We start from the raw sequence: 23,798 nt of genomic DNA, 5'->3' as shown, positions 1-23,798 counted from the left end.
TGCCATGCGGTGTAGTGATATAACTCACTATTCATTTATCACTAACCACTTATCACTAACCACTTATCACTAATCGCTTATCACTAACCACTACTTATCATGCTTCTGAAACTTTACGAAAAGAATAATAATCCACAAGACCTGCAACAGGTGGTGGATATTTTGAATGATGGCGGCCTCATCATCTATCCTACCGATACGATGTATGCAATTGGTTGTCATGGATTGAAAGAGCGTGCCATTGAACGTATTTGCCGTATCAAAGAGATTGATCCGCGTAAGAATAATCTTTCTATTATCTGTTATGACCTGAGCAGTATCAGTGAATACGCGAAAGTTGATAACAATACGTTCAAACTGATGAAACGTAATTTGCCCGGACCATTCACCTTTATTCTGAACGGGACAAACCGGCTTCCCAAGATCTTTCGAAACAGGAAAGAAGTAGGTATTCGCATGCCGGATAACAATATCATTCGTGAGATAGCCCGCCTGCTTGATGCACCGATTATGACAACTACCCTACCGCACGAAGCACATGAAGACCTGGAATATGCAACAGATCCGGAACTGATAGACGAAAAGTTCGGAGAGATAGTAGACCTCGTGATTGATGGAGGGATAGGAGGAATAGAACCGTCAACAGTGGTTAGTTGTACAGAAGGAAGCCCGGAAATAGTCCGGCAGGCCAAAGGAATACTGGAAGAGAATTAAAACCGGAAGATTAAAAAAAATGAAAGCTGCGCAGTGGATAAATAATTCCTACTACGCAGCTTTTAATTTTTAACTTCTAATTCTTACTTAATCAAAAATTTTGGATCCAGATGATCGGCTTCGATATCTTTGAAGTAGCGATATGTTCCTACTTTCAGTTCTTCTGTAGCAGCATCGTCACAAACGATGATACCTTTCTCATGCATCTGTAATGCACTGATTGTCCACATCTGAGTGATAGCTCCCTCTACTGCATGGTACAATGCGCGAGCTTTGTTATGACCATTCACGATAATCATCACTTCTTTTGCAGACAGGACAGTCCCCACACCTACTGTCAAAGCAGTCTTAGGCACTTTGTTGATATCGTTGTCAAAGAAACGTGAATTAGCAATGATTGTATCCGTAGTCAGCGTTTTCTGACGGGTACGTGAAGTCAGTGATGATCCCGGCTCATTGAACGCAATATGTCCGTCCGGTCCGATACCACCCATAAAAAGATCTATACCACCGTATGACTTTATTTTTTCTTCATAACGGGCACATTCAGCATCCAGGTCAGCAGCGTTTCCATTAAGGATATTCGTGTTTTCCGGTTTGATGTCAATATGGCTAAAGAAGTTATTCCACATGAAAGAGTAGTAACTTTCGGGATGTTCTTTCGGCAATCCTACATATTCGTCCATGTTGAAAGTGACTACGTTCTCAAAAGAAACAATACCTTTCTTATTCAAATCGATAAGTCCTTTGTACATGCCCAGAGGAGAAGAACCTGTAGGACATCCCAATACGAATGGTTTCTCTGCTGTAGGATTGGCTGCCTTAATTTTAGCAGCAACATAGTGGGCTGCCCACGAAGATACGGACTGATAGTCCGGCTGAATAATTAATCTCATAAGTTTATATTTTTAATCGGTTAGTAATAATGTTATAGGGAGAGTTATAACCTTCCCTATAACCTTATAACTCTATAACTTTATAACTCTCCTTAATTCTTCTTTAAGCGCTCCGCCATTGCCCGTGCCAGATTTTCACACTGCGCGTAAGTTATGTCCCTCATCGCCTGTTTCATCTCTACCGGATCTCCCACTACTTCAAACTTGCTCTTTTCAGCAAATTCAGCCATACGCTTCACGGCAGCACCTGCCCAGGTGAAAGAACCAAACAATCCCAGGTAACGTCCTTTCAGCTCACGTATCAATATCTTCGAAAGTAAAGACTCTATTTCCGGAAATATCTGATTACTATACGTCGGCGAACCAATGATCAACCCTTTATATTTAAAGATATCTGCCAGGATATAAGACGCATTGGTCTTGCTTACGTTATGCATTACGATATTTTTAATACCTTGTGCCGACAGTTCCGCAGCAATAGCTTCGGCCATTTGCTCGGTATTGCCGTACATACTTCCATAGGCAATGACCACACCCTCATCGGCGTCATAACGACTCAGTTTATCATAGATACCTATTACCTTCGGAATATTATCGGTCCACACCGGACCATGAGTAGAGCAAATCACAGAGACAGGCAGTCCGCCCAGTTTTTGCAAAGCCTTTTGTACGGGACTACCATATTTTCCTACTATATTAGAATAGTAACGTACCATTTCATCCCAATAGTGATCTGTATTGATACGGGTATCGAGGAAACCACCATCCAACGTGCCAAAGCAGCCAAATCCATCTCCGGAGAAAAGAATGCCATCTGTTTCGTCAAAAGTCATCATTGTCTCCGGCCAATGCACCATTGGAGTGAGATAAAAACGAAGTTTGTGTTTTCCCAATGCAAGGAAGTCACCGTCTTTCACCAGATATTGTTCACCTGTTACCCCATAGAAGCCCTCAATCATTCCAAAGGTTTGCTTGTTACCTACAATTACGATATCAGGATAATGTTGTTTGATCAGCCGGATCGAGCCCGAATGATCCGGTTCCATATGATTTATAATTAAGTAGTTGATAGGACGCTCACCAATTACTTGCTTTATCTTGTGAAGAAAAACCTCAAAATAGCAGATATCTACTGTATCGACCAAAGCTACCATTTCATCATCAATCAGATAAGAGTTATATGAAACTCCGTATGGCAGCGGCCACATCCCCTCGAAGAGATGTTTGTTACGGTCGTTTACTCCTACATAATGGACGTTTCCTTTAATTCTTGTTTTCTGTTCCATCTTAAAATTAATGTTTAATGATTAATGAATAATGTTTAAAATCAAAGTTTAATGATTAATGTTTAATGATCAATACCATGTACAATAGCACAGTCCATTGATCATTAAACATTAATCATTGATCATTATTCATTCCGTCCTGCAAAGATACTTTTTTTTTTCGTAACTCCGTATCTCTTGCCTTGATATGCCCCCCTTTCTTTCATTCTTTTTTGAACTCGGGCTGTAAATTCATAATTTTTTAATCCCCAGTCGGGGGCTATTAATAATTCACGGGGAGACTGTGAGACGAAACGCTCTATGACGAGATCGGGCCGTAGATGTTCCACATAATCTATTACAAGATCTATGTATTCGTTCACATCATTAAAAAGGTAGAAATCAGAAGGGTTTTGTTCATATTCGTGAGCCATACGTGTGCCGCGGATCAACTGTAGCTGATGCATTTTCAAAGTGGTAAGCGGCAATTCTGAAAGCACGTCGGCTTGCGCCACAATAGCCTCATGAGACTCTCCCGGGAGTCCTAAAATCACATGCCCGCCAGTAAGAATACCACAACCGGCTGTACGTCGCACCGCCTCCACAGTAGCGGCATAAGTATGCCCCCGGTTGATACGCCTCAGCGTTTCATCACAAGTAGTTTCAATGCCGTATTCCACAAGAAGAAAAGTCTGGCGGTTGAGTGTTTCAAGATAACGAAGAAGATCCTCCGGCATACAATCCGGACGAGTGCCGATGACAAGACCTACTACCCCGTCAACACTCAGCGCCTCTTCATATTTCCGTTTTAAACTTTCGAGTTCCGCATAGGTGTTGGTGTATGCCTGGAAATAGGCAAGGTATTTCATCGAAGGATATTTATGGGCAAAGAACTGTTTTCCTTCTTCCAACTGTACAGAGACCGTTTTTTCGGTCCGGCAGTATTCCGGATTAAACGTTTGATTGTTGCAATACGTGCAACCTCCCTGCCCCTTGGTTCCATCCCGATTGGGGCAGGTAAAACCGGCATTCAGGGATATTTTCTGTACTTTATAAGGGAAATAACGCCTCAGAAACTGCGGAAATTCGTTGTATAAAGGTTGCTCAGTCATATGCTTCGTTGCTTAGAAAGAACAAACATAAGAAAATCCGGGGAATACTACAAGTCTAATCGTGTTTTCAGCAGCTTATAGCCGGAAAGGCTCACCCGGAGCTTGTCTCCGTTCTTTAGCAGCAATCTGTAAGTCTCTTTCCCGAAAAGTTCTACACGTAATATTTGCGTCACGTTTACGATGGTAGATCGATGTACCCGTACGAATTGGGTTACAGGCAGATGTTTTTCAAGATACTTCATTGTCAGCTCCTTTACGAATTGCCCTTCTGGAGTAAATAATGTGACATAATCTCCACACGCCTGGACATAAATTAAATCATTCGTTGCCACCAAATGAATACGCGCTCCATCCTTTACCGTGATGCGATCCAGATATTCTTCCACCGATTGAGAAGAAGCATCCACAGCTTCTTCTTCATTTTGCTGATCTTCAACTTCCGCTATTTCTTCGGCAGGAAGACGAAGTGCCTGCAAAGAGTAATATTTGTACCACATCATTACATTCGTCCAGCACAATGCACCAACCAGTGCCCGGAACGGCAGGGTTTCGGCAAAAGGTAAATAAGAACTTCCAGCCATCGTCTCAATCCATCCTTGCAAGGCAAATCCGCCCGCCAGCCAAAAGAGTATCGCCAATACAGATACTATTATTTCTGTTTGCACCGATGATACAAAACCGATAACAAACCATGATAAATAAGCCAAACCACAAAACAGTCCTATCGAAACCGCTCCGTCCACAAGTGCAGACAATAAGTCAACACCGGCATAAGCTGTCAACAGCCATGCCTGTACCCCTATGGCAACTAATACCATCAACAAAACAGGTATCCAGCGTCGGGAAGATTCCATTATAGGATGTGCTTGCATCTTCGTTTATCAACCTTTAATTTCTACTCCTCCGAAAGAGACATTTCCCATTACTACAAGGCTGCGGCTTTGGTCTATATTTACTCCCGGAATACGTTTATCTTCGCAACCTCCCAGAAAAGCATTGGCTTGCAAATCAACCCGCCAGTCGAGAGGCACATAAATTTCTATCCCACCAAAATTACATTCTACTTCAATGTAGGTTTCCCCTTCGGATATATTTGTACGCCGCAAGTCAAGCACAGTTCCACCAAAAGTGTTACGGATTGTTGCCCCCTTGAATACCTCATCAAGTACCACCTGCTTTACGCCCCCGAATACATTGTCCGAACGAACAAAGCCATCGGCCGAGCTGGTCTGCTTATTACCGAAAGTCTGTTCGCCCCGCGTTTTCCACTCCTTATGACGATTGGGACGATAAAAGAAGAAGATGCCCAGGCATACCAATACAACAGGCCAAAGCACTGCACCCGCATTGACGGGCATCCAAGGCAACCACCCCAGACGAGGCATAATGAAACAAAGACCAACCACAAACAAGATCAATCCGGTGAACATCTGACGGCGAAGAATCGAATAGGCACCCAACACAATCAAAAGCATCGGCCAGGATACAACGATACGAAATAAATCATTGGGAATAAATCCCAGATTACGACCCAACAACATAATTCCGCAGGCTATAAAAATGCTGGCCACCAGTTGCCTGCCCGTCAACCCCGAAGGAGATGTAGATTTCTTTTCCATAATTCTATTTTCTATTTTAATTCGATGATACGTTTCGAGTTTTACTATTTGATGTTGCAAAGATAAACTGTTCAGGGACTTTCGGGAACACTTTACCGTTTATTTCCGTGCAAAAATCGATGAATGCAGGAGTATATCCGGCGAAACAGGGAAATAAAGAAAGAAATCTGCTCCTCGTTCAGCCAATCTGTTAGGGGAGAGCGACAAGATTCACTCGTTCCGGCATACCCTCACCGACGTTCGTTGGTTAGGTCACCGGGGAAGGTTCCTTCTCTCACCGCAGGGCCGACGCATTAAAATGCGCTGTCCTGTAAAAGTGTTGACAGGTATTTTTCATCCCATCCTGCTTTCAGCCTTTTGAGATTCATGCTTCCTTTTGTGACTTTATCATTCTTCAAAATGGTGAGCGCCATTTTTGTAACTGCCGAGAAATTTCTTGCTGCATTCTGCACTTTCTTGCTGTAGTCTTCCCTGAAGGTAACATCCAGTTGCCAATGCAGATTGTTTTCAATGGACCAATGCTGTCTAATGGCATTGGCTATTTCCTCCGGGTTAGTATTTTCAAGTGAAGTTATATAATACCTCGTTTTTTCAGAACGTTCCCCCGTTGCCAAAATTATCCTTTCGGATTTCATGCCCACTATTGACCTCAATCCCGCAAATTTGTCCTTAAACATCGGCTCCATGACCGGACCATAACTGACTACAGTACAGACTCTTGTTTCAAGCCTGCCATGTCCTGTACTTTCGCTGGTATGCCGGGTAACCCTATTGAGAATCACATTTCTGTTTTCATACCCATCAATTATTTTCTTGGCTAATTCATAACTACTCTTTTGATTTTTCTTTAAAGCTATTATATAGTTTGAATTCCGTTCAATAATGGCTTTTGTTATTTCCAACTGACAGCCCATGGCATCAATAGTGACGATACAATCATCCAGATCCAAGGCATGGATTAGCAGAGGAACAGCTGTGATTTCATTACTTTTATCATCCACTTTTACCTGACCCAGAGAAATACCGTTAGCTGCGGACCATGCTGAAACCATCCAGAGCTTAAAGCCTTCTTTGCCGGTAGTATGTTCATCATTACATTTGCTAGGACCACGCATTAGTTTTCCATCGATGGCTACAACACCTTTAATCTCCTGACACACTTGTTTCACCCAATTGCGGAAAATCAACTCAAAATAGGATGGTTTTATAATGCTGAAGAAACGATTAAAAGTATCATGGCTGGGGATAACTTCTAAATCGGGTATTCTACTTTTAAAAAAATCGAATTTAGCATGGCCAAATTCTTCAATCTCATTCCAAGACTGAGCACCACAGATGACAGCAGCAATGGATACATATATGATCGTTTCCATTTTATGTAACTTTTTACGATCCATCCGAGGGTCCTCTATTTGCTTACAAATGTCAATTATACCTATTTTCATGTCAATTACTGTTTAATATTACCATGTAAATATACGAAATATAAACGAAATAAAACAATGCTAAACAATTAATATTCAATTAAATAACAATAAGAAAAGTACATATACAATAGTAAATTATTTAATGCGTCGGCCCTGTCTCTCACCGGGGAACATTGTTTTAGATGTACATGTAAAGCTGCTCCACATGCACATGTCGTACTGCTCCACATGTACATGTCGTACTGCTTTACATGTACATCTAAAACAAAGAAGCACTACGACCTTGATACATTCGATTACGACTAACCGGACGAAGCCCCTAACAGAACACCAATATGCCTTACTATAATAAAATCTGTAAAAGGGAATTAATAAAGATAACGAGTATTGGCGAACGACAGATAAAAAAGTATCCTTTCTTTGACGAATTTCAGTTTATTACTAACTTTGCAGGAATAAGAAGCAAAAACTGAGAAATAATGAAAAAGATAACCCTTACCCTTCTACTTTTCCTTGCTTGCGTGGCAGGCATGGCACAAGGTAGTAAAAGACTCGACCTGAAGGATATAACTTCCGGTCAATACCGCCCTACAAGCATTCGGAACGTAGTCCCAATGCCCGACGGTGAGCACTACACTCAGATGAATGACGAAGGTACCCAAATCACCAAATACTCTTTCAAAACAGGAGAACCTGTGGAAGTAATCTTCGATGTGGCTAAAGCCCGCGAATGTGATTTCAAACACTTTGACAGTTATCAGTTTTCTCCGGACGGGTCCAAACTGCTGATTGCAACTAAAACAACGCCCATTTACCGGCGTTCATATACAGCCGTACATTACTTATACCCCTTAAAACGCAATGATAAAGGGGTAACGACAAACAACATTATTGAACGGCTTTCTGACGGGGGCCCTCAACAAGCCCCCGTTTTTTCTCCGGACGGAACAATGATTGCTTTTGTACGGGATAACAACATCTTCCTGGTAAAAACACTCTATGGCAACAGTGAGAGCCAGGTGACGGAAGACGGTAAACAAAATGCAGTACTCAATGGTATTCCCGATTGGGTATATGAAGAAGAGTTCGGCTTTAACCGGGCACTGGAATTCAGTGCCGACAACTCAATGCTGGCTTTTATCCGTTTTGATGAAACGGAAGTTCCTTCGTACCAGTTCCCACTCTTTGCCGGAGAATCACCGCACATCAACGGACTGGAAGATTATCCGGGAGAATACACTTACAAATATCCGAAAGCCGGATATCCGAACTCCAAAGTAGAAGTACATACTTTTGACATCAAATCAAAAGTTACCCGCACGATGAAGTTGCCATTGGATGCCGACGGATACATCCCTCGCATCCGTTTCACGCAAGATCCTAACAAGCTTGCCATCATGACACTAAACCGTCATCAGAATCGCTTCGACATGTACTTTGCTGATCCGCGTTCTACAGTTTGCAAGTTGGCATTACGCGATGAATCACCTTATTATATCAGCGAAAACGTATTCGACAATATTCAGTTCTACCCCGAAAACTTCAGTTTCCTTAGCGACAAAGACGGATACCCGCACCTCTACTGGTACAGCATGGGAGGAAATCTGATAAAGCAAGTGACTAAAGGTGCCCATGAAGTAGAATCGTTTTTAGGATATGACGAGGCCGATGGCAGCTTCTACTTCATCAGCAACGAAGAAAGCCCTATGCGACAAGCTGTTTACAAAATAGACCGTAAAGGTAAAAAGACCAAGCTGTCTCAGAAAGCAGGTATGAACAGTGCTTTGTTCAGCCCCACAATGAAGTATTACATCAACACATACACCAACCTTGACACTCCGGCTGTTATCACCCTGAATGACAACGAAGGCAAGACGCTGAAAACATTGGAAGCCAACAATGCACTAAAACAAAAGTTGGCACAAGTAGCACTTCCCCAAAAAGAATTCTTCAAGTTTAAGACTTCCCAGGGAGTAGAGTTAAACGGCTGGATGATGAAACCGGCAGACTTCTCTGCATCCAAAAAGTATCCGGTACTGATGTATCAGTACAGCGGTCCGGGATCACAACAAGTGTTGGACAACTTCGCCATCAGCTGGGAAACCTATATGGCAAGTTTAGGTTACATCGTTGCCTGTGTAGATGGACGGGGTACCGGCGGACGGGGTACAGAATTTCAAAAAAGCACTTACCTGAACCTGGGTGTAAAAGAAGCCAAAGATCAGGTGGAAGCAGCCAAATATCTGGGTACATTACCTTATGTGGATAAAAATCGTATTGGCATCTGGGGATGGAGCTACGGCGGATATATGGCAATAATGAGTATGAGCGAAGGCACTCCGGTATTCAAAGCAGGTGTAGCTGTGGCTGCACCAACCGACTGGAAATTCTATGATACCATCTATACGGAGCGCTTTATGCGCACGCCAAAAGAAAATGCAGAAGGATACAAAGCTGCATCTGCTTTCACACGTGCCGATAAGCTACACGGTAACCTCCTGTTGGTACACGGTATGGCAGATGATAATGTTCATTTCCAGAATTGTGCCGAATATGCCGAGCATCTGGTACAACTGGATAAACAATTCGACATGCAGGTTTACACCAATCGTAATCATGGTATTTATGGTGGCAATACCCGCCAGCATTTATACACGAAACTGACCAATTTCTTTTTGAATAACCTATAGAGTTATGATTTATGAGGGTGTCAAAAGCCGGATCAAATTATCAATATGTAACTTTAGAAACACAGATTAACGCAAATCAGCGCAGATTTAAATTAGCGTTAATCTGTGTTCTAATAATGAGTGATTTTACTTTTGACACACCTTCCTAATTCATAAATCATAACTCTCAAACCATAAATCATACATCCAATGAGAAAGCCCGAATGGCTGAAGATAAGTATCGGCGCCAATGAACGTTACACAGAAACAAAGCGTATTGTAGAAAGTCACTGTTTGCATACCATTTGCAGCAGCGGTCGTTGTCCGAACATGGGAGAATGCTGGGGAAAAGGTACAGCAACCTTTATGATAGCCGGCGATATCTGCACCCGCAGTTGTAAGTTCTGCAATACACAAACCGGGCGCCCGCTCCCACTGGATGCCAACGAACCAACGTATGTGGCAGAGTCCATCGCACTAATGAAGTTATCGCATGCCGTAATAACCTCCGTGGATCGTGACGACCTCGCCGACCTTGGAGCTGCACACTGGGTACGTACCATCACCGAAATAAAAAGAATAAACCCGGAAACAACTCTTGAAGTACTGATACCCGATTTTCAGGGACGGATGGAATTAATAGATACTATTATTTCGGCGCATCCGGAAATCATTTCACACAATATGGAAACCGTACGACGTATCAGTCCGTTGGTGCGCAGTGCAGCCAACTATGATACCAGCCTTAAAGTTATCCACCGGATAGCCAGTAATAACATTACCGCTAAAAGTGGCATCATGGCAGGATTGGGAGAAACCCCGGCAGAAGTAGAAGAACTCATGGATGACCTTCTGGCGGCCGGATGTAAAATTCTCACCATCGGACAATACCTGCAACCCAGCCACCGGCATTATCCGGTAACAGAATACGTCACTCCCGAACAATTTGCCGCATACAAGAAGATCGGACTGGAGAAAGGCTTTGAGCAAGTAGAAAGCGCTCCGCTCGTACGTTCTTCCTATCATGCGGAGAAACATGTGAGCAAATTTTAACTTTCAACTCTCAACTTTAAGCCGTATTAGTTTGTTTTATAGGAAACAGACAAAATGTATACTAAAATGAGCCATAAAGGAATATTATCTTCCGCATTTAACATGTCATTGGGATACATCCCCGTTATCATTTCCATAGTCTTATGCGAATTTATAACGCAAGACACCGCAATCTATATCGGAACAGGTATCGGATTGCTTTATTCATATTACTCAATGCATCGTAAGGGAGTGCGGATTCCAAATTTTATCCTTTACATCTCCACAGCCATCCTGGTATTACTAACCATAGCAGCATTAATCCCGGGTGACTACGTTCCTCCCGGTGCTCTGCCACTTACAGTGGAGGTAAGTATTCTTATTCCAATGCTGATTCTCTATCTTCATAAAAAGAGGTTTATCAATTACTTCCTGAAGAAGAAGGAGGTTTGCTCCAAGCGTCTGTTTGCCCAAGGTGCAGAATCAGCCATTGTATCTGCACACATCGTACTAATATTAGGGATATTGCATTTTATTGCGATCAGTCTGGCAATGTTTTTTGTACACCCTCTGGAAGATCCGGCAAAGTGGATCATATTCAACTTTCTTCCTCCCGCCATTTTTGTTTTAGCCATCATCTTCAATCAAATCAGTATTCACTACTTCAATAAGTTGATGGCACATACCGAGTATGTCCCCATTGTCAATACCCAGGGAGATGTAATTGGAAAAAGCCTGGCGCTGGAAGCTCTCAATAACAAAAACAGTTACATTAATCCGGTTATACGCATCGCAGTGGCTTCACACGGAAAACTATTTCTTTGCGAACGCCCCCAAACAGCCACCTTGGATAGAGGTAAAATGGATATTCCAATGGAATGTTACCTCGGCTTCGGAGAGTCGCTTGCCGAAGGATGCCGGAGAATCATGCACAACACTTTTCCCGGTATTAACGGGTTAAAGCCTACATTCAGCATCATGTATCATTTTGAAAATGCTGTGACCAACAGGCTCGTCTATCTTTTTGTTCTTGATGTAGAAGATGACTCCATCCTTTGCAATCCACAATTTAAAGGCGGAAAGCTCTGGCAATTTCAGCAGATAGAACATAATTTAGGGCACAACTTCTTTAGCGAATGCTTTGAGGACGAGTACGAACACCTAAAGGATATTATTGGTATAAGAGAAAAATACAGGGAATTTTAGATAGTTCAGGAACCTTTCCTTTCCATTCTTTCACCGTTTTTGTGCGAATGTATTCTCCTTCACAAGTTATATTGGCAGCAATGCAAAGCCGAGTCTGTGGACGGCAGTTCTGCAAAATATCTTCAACCATTTTGTTATTACGGTAAGGTGTCTCAATAAAAAGCTGTGTCTGGTGTTCAGCATAGACACGCTGTTCAAGCATCTTTATCTTCTTGATGCGCTCGGCTGGTTCGATAGGCAAATAACCGTGAAATGCAAAACTTTGTCCATTGAAACCGGAAGCCATCACAGAAAGTATAATAGAAGAAGGTCCTACCAACGGAACCACTTTCAGATTTTTGCGCTGGGCAATGGCAACAACATCTGCTCCCGGATCTGCGACAGCCGGACAACCTGCTTCCGAAATCACCCCCATAGAAGCTCCCCCGATCAACGGTTTCAGATAGCCGGAAATGTCTTCAGGAGAAGTATGCTTGTTCAGCGTATAAAACGTTAGAGCATCAATATCAATCTCCCGTTCTACTTTCTTTAGAAAACGACGTGCCGAACGAATATCTTCAACGATAAAATGGCGGATACCAAGAATGATTTCTTTATTATAAGAAGGTAATACGGACTCGATAGTTGTATCACCCAAAGTTACGGGAATGAGATAAAGAGCAGTTTCCATGAGAAATAATGAGTTAAATAATGTGCCAATATGCTATTATTTATAACCTGATTCTTGCAGCATACGATGATAGTCAGTAGTCTCCAGCAATTGCTGTAAGCTGACATCTTTATGCTTTTTCATATACGAAGAAACAATACATGTACCCATCCAGGTACCAATCAATGCCGGAGCATTCTCACCAAAGAAGGCAGTAAACGGTGCAGGTTTCATATACTTACGCACTATCATCGGATCACGGGCATAGAGATGCTGATTTGCCAGCATATACTCCCATACGTTCCTCTCATTCTCCTGGCACCACTTTTCTTCTGCATCGTCATAGCCCATTGCCTCACCCGTAGAACGGTATCCTAATAATTTTTGCACTACATAATTTATCTTACCGTAATGCAGCATCATATCGAGCAGGCAACTCCCTTCCTGAAAGGGGAAAGCATACTTGCTCAGCAGATAGAACACAAAACAATCGGGCACAATACGGTCAGGGCGCATAGAACGACACTGATAATCGTAATAAAAACGCTTATATAAAGGATAATCCTCCCCCATATACTTATCCAGACTAATACCGAGCAAAGTATCCGAAAGAACTACCGATTCATTGAATGCCGAGATTTGTGAATAAACATTCGGTATTTTGATATCGGGAACCTCTTTCTTCAGTCTTTTAAAACCTTTGGTCAGCCCTTTCTCCACCTCTCCCAGATCAGGGAAACGAGTTTCTACATCTGCCATCAGCCGAAGCAAAGTAGTATCCGAATAAAAAGTCCGGAGCCGCAAAGAAATGGTATCATCATTAACCTGCCCTAATCCGAGAACTTCTTCAATCAAAATTTTGGTAGGCTGGCGGTACTCCATATTCATCTTTTGCAGAGCGGAGAAACTATTGGAACGTACATACTCGTTCTGCAACTTATCATAGCGAACTATAGAAATCCCATTCTCCTCATTATGTAATAACGCATTCTCTCCCGTACCCATCCGACAGGCTACGGCAAATACACATAATATAATAAGGAGAAGAGGATTTCTTAGTTTCATCATTTTTATAACTTAGTACGCTTCTTATCCGTAAATGATATTTCCTTCTTCATCTTTATACTCATCGAGCCCCTTCTCATAAGTAGCCATTGCACGAAGACTCATACCTACACTGGAGAAACCACCATCGTGATAGAGATTCTGCATAGTCACTTTACGAGTGAGGTCGGAGAACATTACGATACAGTAGTCGGCACATTCGTCGGCAGTAGCATTCCCCAATGGAGACATACGATTAGAAAAATCGAACAGTTTATCCATTCCCTTCACACCCGAACCTGCTGTAGTGAATGTAGGTGACTGCGAAATAGTATTCACGCGCACGCTATGTTCACGTCCGTAAATATAGCCAAAGCTACGGGCAATAGACTCAAGCAGTGCTTTTGCATCAGCCATGTCATTATAACCATAGAATGTACGCTGAGCAGCCACATAACTCAAAGCAAGAATTGAACCATAATCAGCAATAGCGTTCAACTTTTTAGCAGCCTGAATCATTTTATGGAAAGAAACAGCTGATATATCCAACGTTTTCTCCAGCATTCCATAATCAAGATCATCATAAGTACGTTTTTTACGTACATTAGGAGACATACCTATAGAATGAAGAACAAAATCAATCTGACCGTGCAACACATCCATAGAAGTCTTAAATACATTCTGCAAATCTTCTACACTGGTAGCATCAGCTGGGATAACTTCACAGTTCAGTTTTTCGGCCAGAGCATTTACTTCGCCCATACGTATGGCCATAGGAGTATTTGATAATGTAATAGTTGCACCTTCTTCTACGGCTTTCTCTGCTACCTTCCAGGCAATAGACTGATCGTTCAGAGCACCGAAGATAATACCTCTTTTTCCTTTCAACAAATTGTAACTCATACCTTTTAAATAGTTAAATTAGGTTGCAAATATAGGAACTTTCTGCATAAAAACACGAGAAGTGTGCAAAGAAAAGACGAAAATGACAAAAAATCCACCTAAACCAACAGATTGTACACATCTAACGGGATTATCGACTCTATATTTGCACCAGATAATTAAGAGGTTTTTTCATAATATTTATTTTAAGGTTAGAATTAGGTTAACATGAATCTTATTATCCATTCCGGTAGATCGCTCGGGAGAGTAGTCTGCCAAAGGATAATAAACCTCTTCGGTTATCAAGTGAAGACAACCCTTAGTATTAATCCATAGAAACATAATTTAAATGAACACATTAACGAAAAAGCTCTTGCTGCTAACAGCTATATGCCTTCCCTTCTCGTACGGGAATCGGACATGCGCTCAAGAAGGAAATGTAATTGACAACAGCATTTATAGTGATCTCCCTTTTGAGATGCCTATTGTAGAACAACCTGCATTTCCGGACTATACAATAAGTATTGTTGCATTTGGAGCTCAAAATGACGGAAAATTTCTAAACACAAAGGCCATCAATGAAGCGATTAAAGCCGTCCATGCCAAAGGCGGAGGTAAAGTTGTTATTCCGGAAGGATTGTGGCTAACAGGTCCTATTGAACTTCTGAGTAATGTAAACTTATACACAGAACGCAATGCAATGATTCTTTTCACAGATGATTTTGAAGCATATCCTATTATAGAAACATCCTTCGAAGGATTGGAAACACGACGTTGCCAATCCCCCATCTCAGCACGTAATGCAGAAAACATAGCTATCACGGGCTACGGAACTTTTGACGGCTCAGGAGATAGTTGGAGACCGGTTAAAAGAGACAAACTAACTGTTTCTCAATGGAGTAAGCTTGTTAAATCGGGCGGTGTAACCGATGCAGCGGGAAAGATATGGTATCCAACAGCCGGTGCATTGAAGGGCGCTTTAGCCTGCAAAGACTTCAATGTACCCGAAGGAATAAATACAGACGAGGAGTGGGATGAAATCCGGCCTTGGCTGCGTCCGGTATTACTCAATATTGTAAAGAGTAAGAAAGTGTTATTGGAAGGCGTTACGTTTAAGAATTCTCCCAGCTGGTGTCTGCATCCATTGTCATGCGAACATATTACAATCAACAATGTAAAGGTATTCAACCCCTGGTATTCTCAGAACGGGGATGCACTCGATCTGGAATCCTGTAAAAATGCATTGATCATCAACAGCCTGTTTGATGCCGGAGACGATGCTATCTGTATCAAATCCGGGAAAGATGAGGACGGTCGCCGTCGTGGAGAACCTTGTCAGAATGTATTGGTAAAAAACAATACTGTACTACACGGCCATGGTGGTTTCGTAGTAGGAAGCGAAATGTCCGGAGGTGTGAAAAATATATACGTTACAGACTGTACGTTTCTAGGTACGGATGTAGGTCTTCGTTTCAAAAGTACCCGCGGACGTGGAGGAGTAGTAGAGGGAATTTACATCAATAATATCAACATGATTAATATCCCGAATGAACCATTGCTCTTCGATTTATTCTATGGCGGCAAGGGGCCGGGAGAAGAAACAGAAGAAGAACGTGCAGCAAATACGAAAACAGATTTGCCACCCGTAACAGAAGAGACTCCTGCATTCAAAGATATCCATATTACCAATGTTAACTGTAAAGGATCCGGACGTGCCATGTTTTTCAATGGGTTACCCGAAATGCCTATCCGGAATATAACAGTGAAAAATGTTGTAATCACAGATGCTGCCGAAGGTGCTGTTATCAGTCAGGCAGATGGCGTAACTTTGGACAACATCTACATCGAAACGCAAAGTAACGGACCTACACTCCAAATGAAAAATGCAAAGAACATTCGGATAGATGGTAAACTACATAAGCAAGTAGATGCTCAGGGAACCAATCTAACCCTAAAGTAAAATCACATTTACATAGATTAGATCAAAGCAGACAGTCCTTTTGTCATCACTAACAGGACTGTCTGCTTTTTTTAGCTTACATTTGCAGAGGAGTTCGCTACAGTAGCACAGAGTCTATTATTGACAATCAGATAATTCTCGGTACAACTCTGGGGTGAGCAAACGACATTGACATTCACTCAACAATAAAACAATAAAGAAAGACATGAAAAGAAACCTTTTTACCGCTTTATTATTTCTTTGTTCCTGCCCATTAGCAGTTCTGGCACAGAGCAATGAAAAGACGATCACAGTAGAAGTGAGTAACCCTTGGAAACAGGCAAAATCTGATGAACCGGTAGTAATCAACCTAAACGATATCAAACCCGGATTTCGCATTAAATCGGCAACAGTAACAGAGGGTACTACAGAAATTCCATCGCAATTGGATGACCTGAACGGAGACCGTCGTGCAGATGAGCTTGCATTTGTTATCGATTTGCCTGCCAAAGGTAAGAAAACACTGAAAATCACCCTGTCATCAGAAAAAAGTAATAAACAATACGAACCACGTGTATATGCAGAAATGATGGTAAGTGATAAAAAAGGAAAGCATGTACCTGTTCATTCCGTAACCATCCCGGGTACTGCCAACATCTATAACCAGATGCACCACCATGGTCCTGCATTTGAATCGGAACTGGTGGCCTACCGTTTATATTTTGATCACAAGCAAACTGTAGATATCTACGGAAAATTCAATAAAGGCTTTGAGATTAAAGAATCACAGTTTTATCCTACCGATGAACAATTGGCACGTGGTTTTGGTGATGATGTACTACGTGTAAGCGGTAGTTGCGGCGTAGGTGCGCTAAAGGGTTGGAATGGGAAAAAAGCACTGCACATAGAACCTGTAAGTACACTCACAGAGAGTATTATTGCTTACGGTCCTGTCCGTACTATTGCCGAAATAAAAGTAACCGATTGGCAATATCAAGGCTCTGAATTAAACATGACTACGCGTTATACCCTCTATGCCGGGCACCGCGACATGAAAGTAGAAGCCCTTTTTGAGGAACCTCTGAAAGACGAAGTGTTCTGTACAGGTGTACAAGACATTGCGGGTTCCGTATCTTATTCCGACCACAAGGGACTTATCGGTTGCTGGGGTACAGACTGGCCCGTAAATGATACTGTAAAATATGCAAAAGAGACTGTAGGATTAGCTACTTGCATTCCACAAAAATATGTAGTAAAAGAAGTGAAAGACAAACCCAACTATCTCTATACCTTAACAGCCAAAGGAGATAACTATTTTTCCTATCACACCACATTTACTTCAATGAAAGAAACATTCGGTTACAAGACTCCGGAAGCATGGTTTGCCTATATTCGTGAGTGGAAAGAAGGGTTGGAACACCCTTGTGTGATCAAAATAAAGCAATAAAAACAAATATTACCCCCTATTCGAACAAATATTACCCATTGCGAGAGGCAATACTTCATACTTTTGTACAGTAATAAACAAAGAACATTATTGTATAACTTAAAAATTATTATTATGAAGAAACAATTACTTCTCGCAATGGCTTTTGTGGCTACAACTCTCACCGTTAATGCACAAACTTATGCAATTCAAGCCAATGATGCAATTACAAAAGACACAGAAATTACTTCTGTTGATGGTGTTAAGTTAACATTTGGAAATGATACATACACCATAAAGGCAAGTACTGATATTGACGGAGCTGCAATATATGGAGCTTATGCTTCCGGAAAAGCAAATCCAGTAGACGGAAATAATTTGGCTTTTGATAAAGCCGATGCAGGAGTTCCAACAGTTGGTACATTTTATAATCTGGAAGTAAGTAAAGATGGTACAATAGAAATAGCTATTGTATTAAATCCCGGTAAGAAATTCTATATCTTGGAAGATGGAGTAGCTTTGGACGGATATGACGCATTAACTGTTGTTGATAAATACTATGGTACCTATAGTTTCCCAGTAAAAGCAGGTAAAACTTATACCACATTCTGCACAGGTTCCAAATTAGGTTTTTATGGTTTTACTTTTACCGCAGGTGGTAGTTCTACCGGTATATCAGACATAGCTAATAGTAAGGAAATCGTAACTACTGAATACTATAATGTGGTAGGAATGAGATTAAACGAACCTGCAAAAGGATTGAACATTATTAAAAATATTATGAATGACGGTTCTGTAGAAACTAAAAAAGTGTATTTTGAATAATATTCATTCAAACAAAAAAACATACGAATACCCAGCTCAATATATGAGTTGGGTTTTTCTTTTTTACACAATTATTCCACATTTATGCACAATAAATCCTCCAAAGCAATCGATTATTCACCTCTAAATTTATACAGAACACCTATATTTGCAATCAAGAATTTTATAACATAACTAAATAATAAGAACAGTCCATGAAAAGATTAGCACAGACCTTAGGCCTCTGCCTATTAATGACAACCCCGGCCATAGCACAGGAAAATTATGTTTCCGAAGTATGGGTTGCAGACCAGGGAAACGGGACATATAAAAACCCAATCCTCTATGCCGATTATTCCGATCCGGATGCCTGTCGGGTAGGAGATGATTTCTATATGACCTCTTCAAGTTTTAACTGCCTCCCCGGTCTACAAATACTCCATTCAAAAGACCTTGTAAACTGGAACATCATAGGTGCTGCCGTTCCATACGCCCTCCCTCCCATCGAAACTCCCGAACGTCCGGAACATGGGAATCGAGTATGGGCACCAGCCATCCGCCATCATGACGGAGAATTCTATATCTTTTGGGGAGATCCGGACCAAGGTGCATTCATGGTGAAAGCACGTGATCCGAAAGGACCTTGGAGTGAGCCAGTACTCGTAAAAGCAGGAAAAGGTATCATCGATACTTGCCCGTTATGGGATGAAGACGGTAAAGTATACCTTGTGCATGCTTATGCTGGAAGTCGTGCCGGGCTAAAAAGTGTCATTGCTATCTGTGAACTGAATGCGGATGCTACCAAAGCCATCTCACAGTCAAGAATTGTATTTGACGGACACGAAGCCCACGAAACCTGTGAAGGACCTAAATTCTACAAACGAGGTGATTATTATTATATCTTTCATCCGGCAGGTGGTGTACCAACAGGTTGGCAGGTTGTTCTTCGTTCTAAAAATGTCTACGGTCCATATGAGTGGAAAACAGTATTAGCACAAGGTAATACTCCGGTCAATGGTCCTCACCAAGGAGCATGGGTAGATACTCCAACAGGAGAAGACTGGTTCCTGCATTTTCAGGATGTAGGTGCATACGGTCGTATCGTACATCTGCAACCGATGAAATGGATAAACGACTGGCCTGTAATCGGTAATGATACAGACGGAGATGGTTGTGGCGAACCCGTACTAACTTATAAAAAACCAAATGTCGGTAAAACCTATCCTATCTGTACACCACAAGAAAGTGACGAATTTAATGGATACACGCTTTCTCCGCAATGGCAATGGCATGCCAATATCAATGAAAAATGGGCATATTATGCAGGTGATCATGGATATGTACGTCTCTATTCTTATCCGGTAGTGAATGAGTATAAGAACCTTTGGGACGTAGCCAACCTACTACTACAGAAAACTCCTTCAAATAACTTCACGGCAACAATGAAGTTGACTTTCAAGCCTACAACCAAATACAAAGGTGAACGTACCGGACTTGTAGTTATGGGCATGGATTATGCCGGGTTAATTCTTGAAAACACGGATAAAGGGCTTGTGCTCTCACAATTAAACTGCAAGAAAGCAGATAAAGGAACACCGGAAGAAGTAAATGAAGCTGTTGATTTACAAAACAACACAGTATATCTGAGAGTTAAATTCAGCAGTGACGGTAAGAAAATCGGCAAGAGTGAAGGCGGATATGACCTTATAGTAATGTGCGACTTCAGTTATAGCACCGATGGTAAGAAATTCCAGAAAATAGGAAAACCATTCCAAGCCAGAGAAGGCAAATGGATCGGAGCTAAAATAGGAACATTCTGTACCCGTCCTGCCTTGGTAACGAATGACGGTGGCTGGGCGGATGTTGATTGGTTCCGTATCACAAAGAAATGAAACGAGAAGCCTTAAAAATATAAATAACAGCTTCAAGTAAATGAATTTATGCCTCTGCAAAAAGAAACTATTGCAGGGGCATATTTGTTTTCCTACATTTGCAGAACGATTATTAAAATAAAAAAAAATGAAGAAACTTGTTATATTCGATTTAGATGGAACACTACTAAATACAATCGCCGATCTGGCAAACAGTACGAACCATGCACTTAAAAAATTGGGATATCCTATACATAAAATAGAAGAATACAACTTCATGGTTGGTAACGGAATTAACAAGCTCTTTGAGCGTGCCCTGCCGGAAGGAGAAAAAACAGAAGAAAATGTACTCCGTGTACGTCAGGAATTCGTACCCCATTACGACAAACACAATGCAGACGAGAGCAAACCATATCCCGGAATTCCCACCTTATTAGAAGCACTACAAACCAAAGGAATACAGTTGGCGGTTGCGTCTAATAAATATCAGGCAGCTACAGAGAAGCTCGTTGCTCATTATTTTCCAAACATCCGGTTCATAGCTGTACTGGGACAACGGGATGGAGTGAAAGTAAAACCGGATCCAGCAATTGTAGAAGATATCCTGCGAATAGCAAACGTTGAAAAAAAAGAAGTTCTCTATGTCGGAGATTCGGGTGTAGATATGCAGACTGCCATCAATGCAGGAGTCACCTCTTGTGGAGTTACCTGGGGATTTCGTCCACGTACAGAATTGGAAGGCTTCCACCCGGATTACATTATAGACACAGCGGAAGTAGTGAAATCAATGATTAATGATTAATGATTAGCGGTTAGTGATTAGTGATTAGTGCTATGCAGCGTGATTATAATGCCGCCCGCTAATCACTAATCACTAACCGCTAATCACTAATCACTCCCTCCAGCCATTCCTCTGCCAGTATGGGCCATTGATTAGTTGTCCCCGGATTATTACGTAAAGCGATACTATGCCCTCCTTCCGGAAAAACATGCAGAGTTGTTTTCTTTATATCCACTCGTTTCAATGCAGTATAGTAGAGAATGCTGTTGAGAGAAGAAACAGACCGATCATCAGTAGCATGTACAATAAAAGCCGGTGGAGTCTGATTTGTCACACGTTTATCACAAGAAAACTGATGCAACAATTCCGGTGACGGGTCCCTTCCCAAAAGATTATCCCGACTTCCTTTATGAGCCATTTCCCTCATTGAAATCACAGGAGAAATAAGTATCGTAAAGTCAGGACGGAAAGACTCTTTATCCAATGCATCTCCTCCTGTCCCCCAATCTTCTGAAAATGTAGAAAGACAAGCCGAAAGATGTCCTCCTGCCGAACACCCCATCACTCCCACCTTATCAATGCCATAATCTGCCGCATGAAAACGAATGTACCTCATTGCCCGTTGTGCATCTTCCAAAGGAGCCTGATAACTCACTATCACATCCGGTGATTGTGGCATACGATGATTAAGAACAAAAGCAGTAACGCCAAACGTATTAAACCATTTAGCCAACTGCCATCCACTAATTTGATAAGCCAGACGTGCATATCCCCCACCCGGAATAATTAACACGGCAGTCTTCTTATTTTCTGCTTTCGAAGGTTCAAAAACATATACTCCAGGTGTACCTACCTGATATACCCGTTCATTAGCAATACTATCTTTCACAGCAAGACCTTTAGTGTTTGGCATGTTATTATTCCATATAGGATAAAAAGTCTGTGCAACACCTATTTGAAATATTCCTGCCAATAACCAAAAACATAAACTTCTTTTCATTTCACTTATACGATTAATAAACTCAGAGTGACAAAGATAGTATAGCTTTTTTATTTCAAGGTAGAATAATTGGTACATATACTCGCAAAAAGAAACATTATTTCTACAAAAAACTACGCAAACTCCATTAACTTTGTTTCAACATTTAATCATTATATCATGAACCAGAAAAGCATACTACTCATTCTTACTTTATTGTATTGTCACGTAGCATCTTTCGCTCAAAAGACAAATATCAAAGACTACGTCCATATCGAGATTACTCCCGATCACGACGATTGGACATACCGCACAGGCGAACAGGCATCATTTACTATTCGAGTTATACGTGGGAATATAATGCTCAAAAACATTCCACTCATCTATGAAATAGGTCCAGAAAAACTCCCCCCTAACCAAACAGGAAGTAGCGATCTGAAAAATGGTAGCTTCAAAGTGAAAGCTGGTACAATGAAAACACCTGGTTTCATCACTTGTCTTTGCCGTACAGAGGTAGATGGTATTACCTATTCCAACTATGTAAATATAGGTTTTAGCCCTGAAAAGCTGAAACCAACAACAACACTTCCCGAAGATTTTACCAAGTTCTGGGAACGTGCCAAAGCAGAAACAGCCAGTATACCAATGGAACCTCTAATTACTCTGTTACCCGAACAATGTACTCCGGAAACCAATGTATACCATGTCCGTTTACAACACTATCAGAAAGGAAGTTACTTCTATGGCATTCTCTGTATACCTAAAAAGCCAGGCAGATACCCGGCTGTTCTCCGTGTACCGGGAGCTGGAGTAAAGAAGCAGCCGGCAGAAATGACACTTGCAGAAAAAGGAATGATCACCCTCGCCATCGGTATTCACGGTATTCCGCAAACACTACCGGATAACCTGTATGCCAATCTGAGTAAAGGTGTATTAAACAACTATGCCTTCTATAATCTCGATAGTAAAGATCACTATTACTATCGTCGTGTATATACCGGCTGTATACGTGCGCTCGATTTTTTGTGTAGCCTGCCCGAATATGATGGAGAGAACTTAGGTGTCATCGGTGGAAGCCAGGGCGGTGCATTGGCAATGGTTACTGCCGGATTAGACTCCCGAGTTAAGGCACTCGTAGCTTTCTATCCTGCTCTTTGTGATGTGACCGGTTATCTTCATGGGCGCGCGGGAGGATGGCCAGCCATGTTTGCCCCTCAAAATCAGTTATTGAACAATAAACCCGAAAAGATTGAAACGTCCCGTTACTATGATGTGGTCAATTTCGCACGCTTTATTCAAGCACCCGGATATTATTCGTGGGGATACAATGACCCTACCTGTCCTCCCACTTCCACTTTCTCTGCCTACAATGTCATCACTGCTCCCAAACAATTGTTTATCGCTCACGATACAGGTCACTGGCGTACAAAAGAGCAGGACATAGTGACCAATAATTGGTTCTGTAAACAGCTGATTAAGTAGT

20 protein-coding genes are annotated in these 23,798 nt (G+C 41.7%); 10 read left to right on the top strand and 10 right to left on the bottom strand.

The features are described from left to right. Positions 1–99: 99 nt before the first annotated feature. Positions 100–714, top strand: coding sequence for an L-threonylcarbamoyladenylate synthase (locus K8P02_RS01060; RefSeq protein WP_002559384.1), 615 nt, complete (start codon positions 100–102; stop codon positions 712–714). Positions 715–797: 83 nt separating this feature from the next. Here K8P02_RS01060 and nagB read toward each other — a convergent pair whose 3' ends face one another. The 6 genes from nagB to K8P02_RS01030 all read right to left on the bottom strand — a co-directional run bounded on the left by nagB (position 798) and on the right by K8P02_RS01030 (position 7,051). Then, positions 798–1,610, bottom strand: coding sequence for a glucosamine-6-phosphate deaminase (nagB, locus tag K8P02_RS01055; RefSeq protein WP_007484168.1), 813 nt, complete (start codon positions 1,608–1,610; stop codon positions 798–800). A gap of 92 nt (positions 1,611–1,702) precedes the next feature. Beyond that, on the bottom strand, positions 1,703–2,896 hold the full coding sequence (locus K8P02_RS01050; RefSeq protein ID WP_025866539.1) for an FprA family A-type flavoprotein: 1,194 nt from the start codon (positions 2,894–2,896) through the stop codon (positions 1,703–1,705). 125 nt (positions 2,897–3,021) lie between these two features. Next, the gene (locus K8P02_RS01045) at positions 3,022–3,987 is read right to left on the bottom strand and encodes a TIGR01212 family radical SAM protein (protein ID WP_025866540.1); all 966 of its coding nucleotides are present in this window, start codon (positions 3,985–3,987) and stop codon (positions 3,022–3,024) included. A 47-nt stretch (positions 3,988–4,034) separates the two neighbouring features. Then, positions 4,035–4,859 (bottom strand): LytTR family DNA-binding domain-containing protein, encoded by an 825-nt coding sequence (locus K8P02_RS01040; protein WP_007484165.1) that lies wholly within the window; start codon positions 4,857–4,859, stop codon positions 4,035–4,037. Positions 4,860–4,868: 9 nt separating this feature from the next. Beyond that, complete coding sequence (locus K8P02_RS01035) at positions 4,869–5,606, bottom strand: LiaF transmembrane domain-containing protein (protein ID WP_002559379.1); 738 nt, start codon at positions 5,604–5,606, stop codon at positions 4,869–4,871. A gap of 293 nt (positions 5,607–5,899) precedes the next feature. After that, entirely contained in the window at positions 5,900–7,051 is a 1,152-nt protein-coding gene (locus K8P02_RS01030; RefSeq protein WP_025868361.1) for an ISAs1 family transposase, read from the bottom strand. A gap of 461 nt (positions 7,052–7,512) precedes the next feature. Here K8P02_RS01030 and K8P02_RS01025 point away from each other — a divergent pair, with 461 nt between their 5' ends. The 3 genes from K8P02_RS01025 (at position 7,513) to K8P02_RS01015 (ending at position 11,940) form a co-directional block, all read left to right on the top strand. Next, positions 7,513–9,723: a S9 family peptidase gene (locus K8P02_RS01025; RefSeq protein WP_025867808.1), complete on the top strand. Its 2,211-nt coding sequence runs from the start codon at positions 7,513–7,515 to the stop codon at positions 9,721–9,723. A 189-nt stretch (positions 9,724–9,912) separates the two neighbouring features. Beyond that, positions 9,913–10,755 (top strand): lipoyl synthase, encoded by an 843-nt coding sequence (gene lipA, locus K8P02_RS01020; RefSeq protein ID WP_394373198.1) that lies wholly within the window; start codon positions 9,913–9,915, stop codon positions 10,753–10,755. Between the two features lie 66 nt (positions 10,756–10,821). After that, positions 10,822–11,940, top strand: coding sequence for a hypothetical protein (locus tag K8P02_RS01015; RefSeq protein ID WP_007484161.1), 1,119 nt, complete (start codon positions 10,822–10,824; stop codon positions 11,938–11,940). Here the strand turns inward: K8P02_RS01015 and K8P02_RS01010 are convergent. From K8P02_RS01010 to K8P02_RS01000, 3 genes are read right to left on the bottom strand one after another with little or no spacing between them, the layout of a single operon-like run. Then, positions 11,906–12,610 (bottom strand): SAM-dependent methyltransferase, encoded by a 705-nt coding sequence (locus K8P02_RS01010; RefSeq protein WP_002559375.1) that lies wholly within the window; start codon positions 12,608–12,610, stop codon positions 11,906–11,908. The two genes, K8P02_RS01015 and K8P02_RS01010, sit on opposite strands and share 35 nt — an antisense overlap. Before the next feature lie 36 nt (positions 12,611–12,646). Beyond that, complete coding sequence (gldB, locus tag K8P02_RS01005) at positions 12,647–13,654, bottom strand: gliding motility lipoprotein GldB (RefSeq protein ID WP_002559374.1); 1,008 nt, start codon at positions 13,652–13,654, stop codon at positions 12,647–12,649. Positions 13,655–13,678: 24 nt separating this feature from the next. Continuing rightward, positions 13,679–14,536, bottom strand: coding sequence for an enoyl-ACP reductase FabI (locus K8P02_RS01000; protein ID WP_002559373.1), 858 nt, complete (start codon positions 14,534–14,536; stop codon positions 13,679–13,681). Between the two features lie 328 nt (positions 14,537–14,864). Here K8P02_RS01000 and K8P02_RS00995 point away from each other — a divergent pair, with 328 nt between their 5' ends. The 5 genes from K8P02_RS00995 to K8P02_RS00975 all read left to right on the top strand — a co-directional run bounded on the left by K8P02_RS00995 (position 14,865) and on the right by K8P02_RS00975 (position 21,357). Beyond that, a complete protein-coding gene (locus K8P02_RS00995) occupies positions 14,865–16,475 on the top strand; it encodes a glycoside hydrolase family 28 protein (RefSeq protein WP_007484159.1) in 1,611 nt (536 codons plus the stop codon). A gap of 205 nt (positions 16,476–16,680) precedes the next feature. Next, complete coding sequence (locus K8P02_RS00990; RefSeq protein ID WP_007484158.1) at positions 16,681–17,901, top strand: DUF4861 domain-containing protein; 1,221 nt, start codon at positions 16,681–16,683, stop codon at positions 17,899–17,901. Between the two features lie 114 nt (positions 17,902–18,015). Beyond that, positions 18,016–18,705: a hypothetical protein gene (locus K8P02_RS00985; RefSeq protein WP_007484156.1), complete on the top strand. Its 690-nt coding sequence runs from the start codon at positions 18,016–18,018 to the stop codon at positions 18,703–18,705. Between the two features lie 194 nt (positions 18,706–18,899). After that, positions 18,900–20,576, top strand: a complete 1,677-nt coding sequence (locus tag K8P02_RS00980) for a glycoside hydrolase family 43 protein (protein ID WP_002559368.1) — start codon at positions 18,900–18,902, stop codon at positions 20,574–20,576. Positions 20,577–20,703: 127 nt separating this feature from the next. Then, on the top strand, positions 20,704–21,357 hold the full coding sequence (locus K8P02_RS00975; RefSeq protein ID WP_007484153.1) for an HAD family hydrolase: 654 nt from the start codon (positions 20,704–20,706) through the stop codon (positions 21,355–21,357). Positions 21,358–21,436: 79 nt separating this feature from the next. Here K8P02_RS00975 and K8P02_RS00970 read toward each other — a convergent pair whose 3' ends face one another. Beyond that, positions 21,437–22,336, bottom strand: a complete 900-nt coding sequence (locus tag K8P02_RS00970; RefSeq protein WP_025867809.1) for an alpha/beta hydrolase — start codon at positions 22,334–22,336, stop codon at positions 21,437–21,439. A gap of 159 nt (positions 22,337–22,495) precedes the next feature. On the opposite strand from K8P02_RS00970, the gene K8P02_RS00965 reads away from it, so the two are divergent. Continuing rightward, positions 22,496–23,797 carry an acetylxylan esterase gene (locus tag K8P02_RS00965; protein WP_007484150.1) on the top strand — a complete coding sequence of 434 codons (1,302 nt, stop codon included), beginning with the start codon at positions 22,496–22,498 and terminating at the stop codon, positions 23,795–23,797. The last annotated feature ends 1 nt before the right edge of the window (position 23,798 follow it).

The organism is Bacteroides nordii, from assembly GCF_019930665.1.
Lineage (GTDB): Bacteria > Bacteroidota > Bacteroidia > Bacteroidales > Bacteroidaceae > Bacteroides > Bacteroides nordii.
The sequence above is the reverse complement of the archived record's forward strand: the minus strand, read 5'-3'. Positions and strand labels throughout refer to the sequence as shown.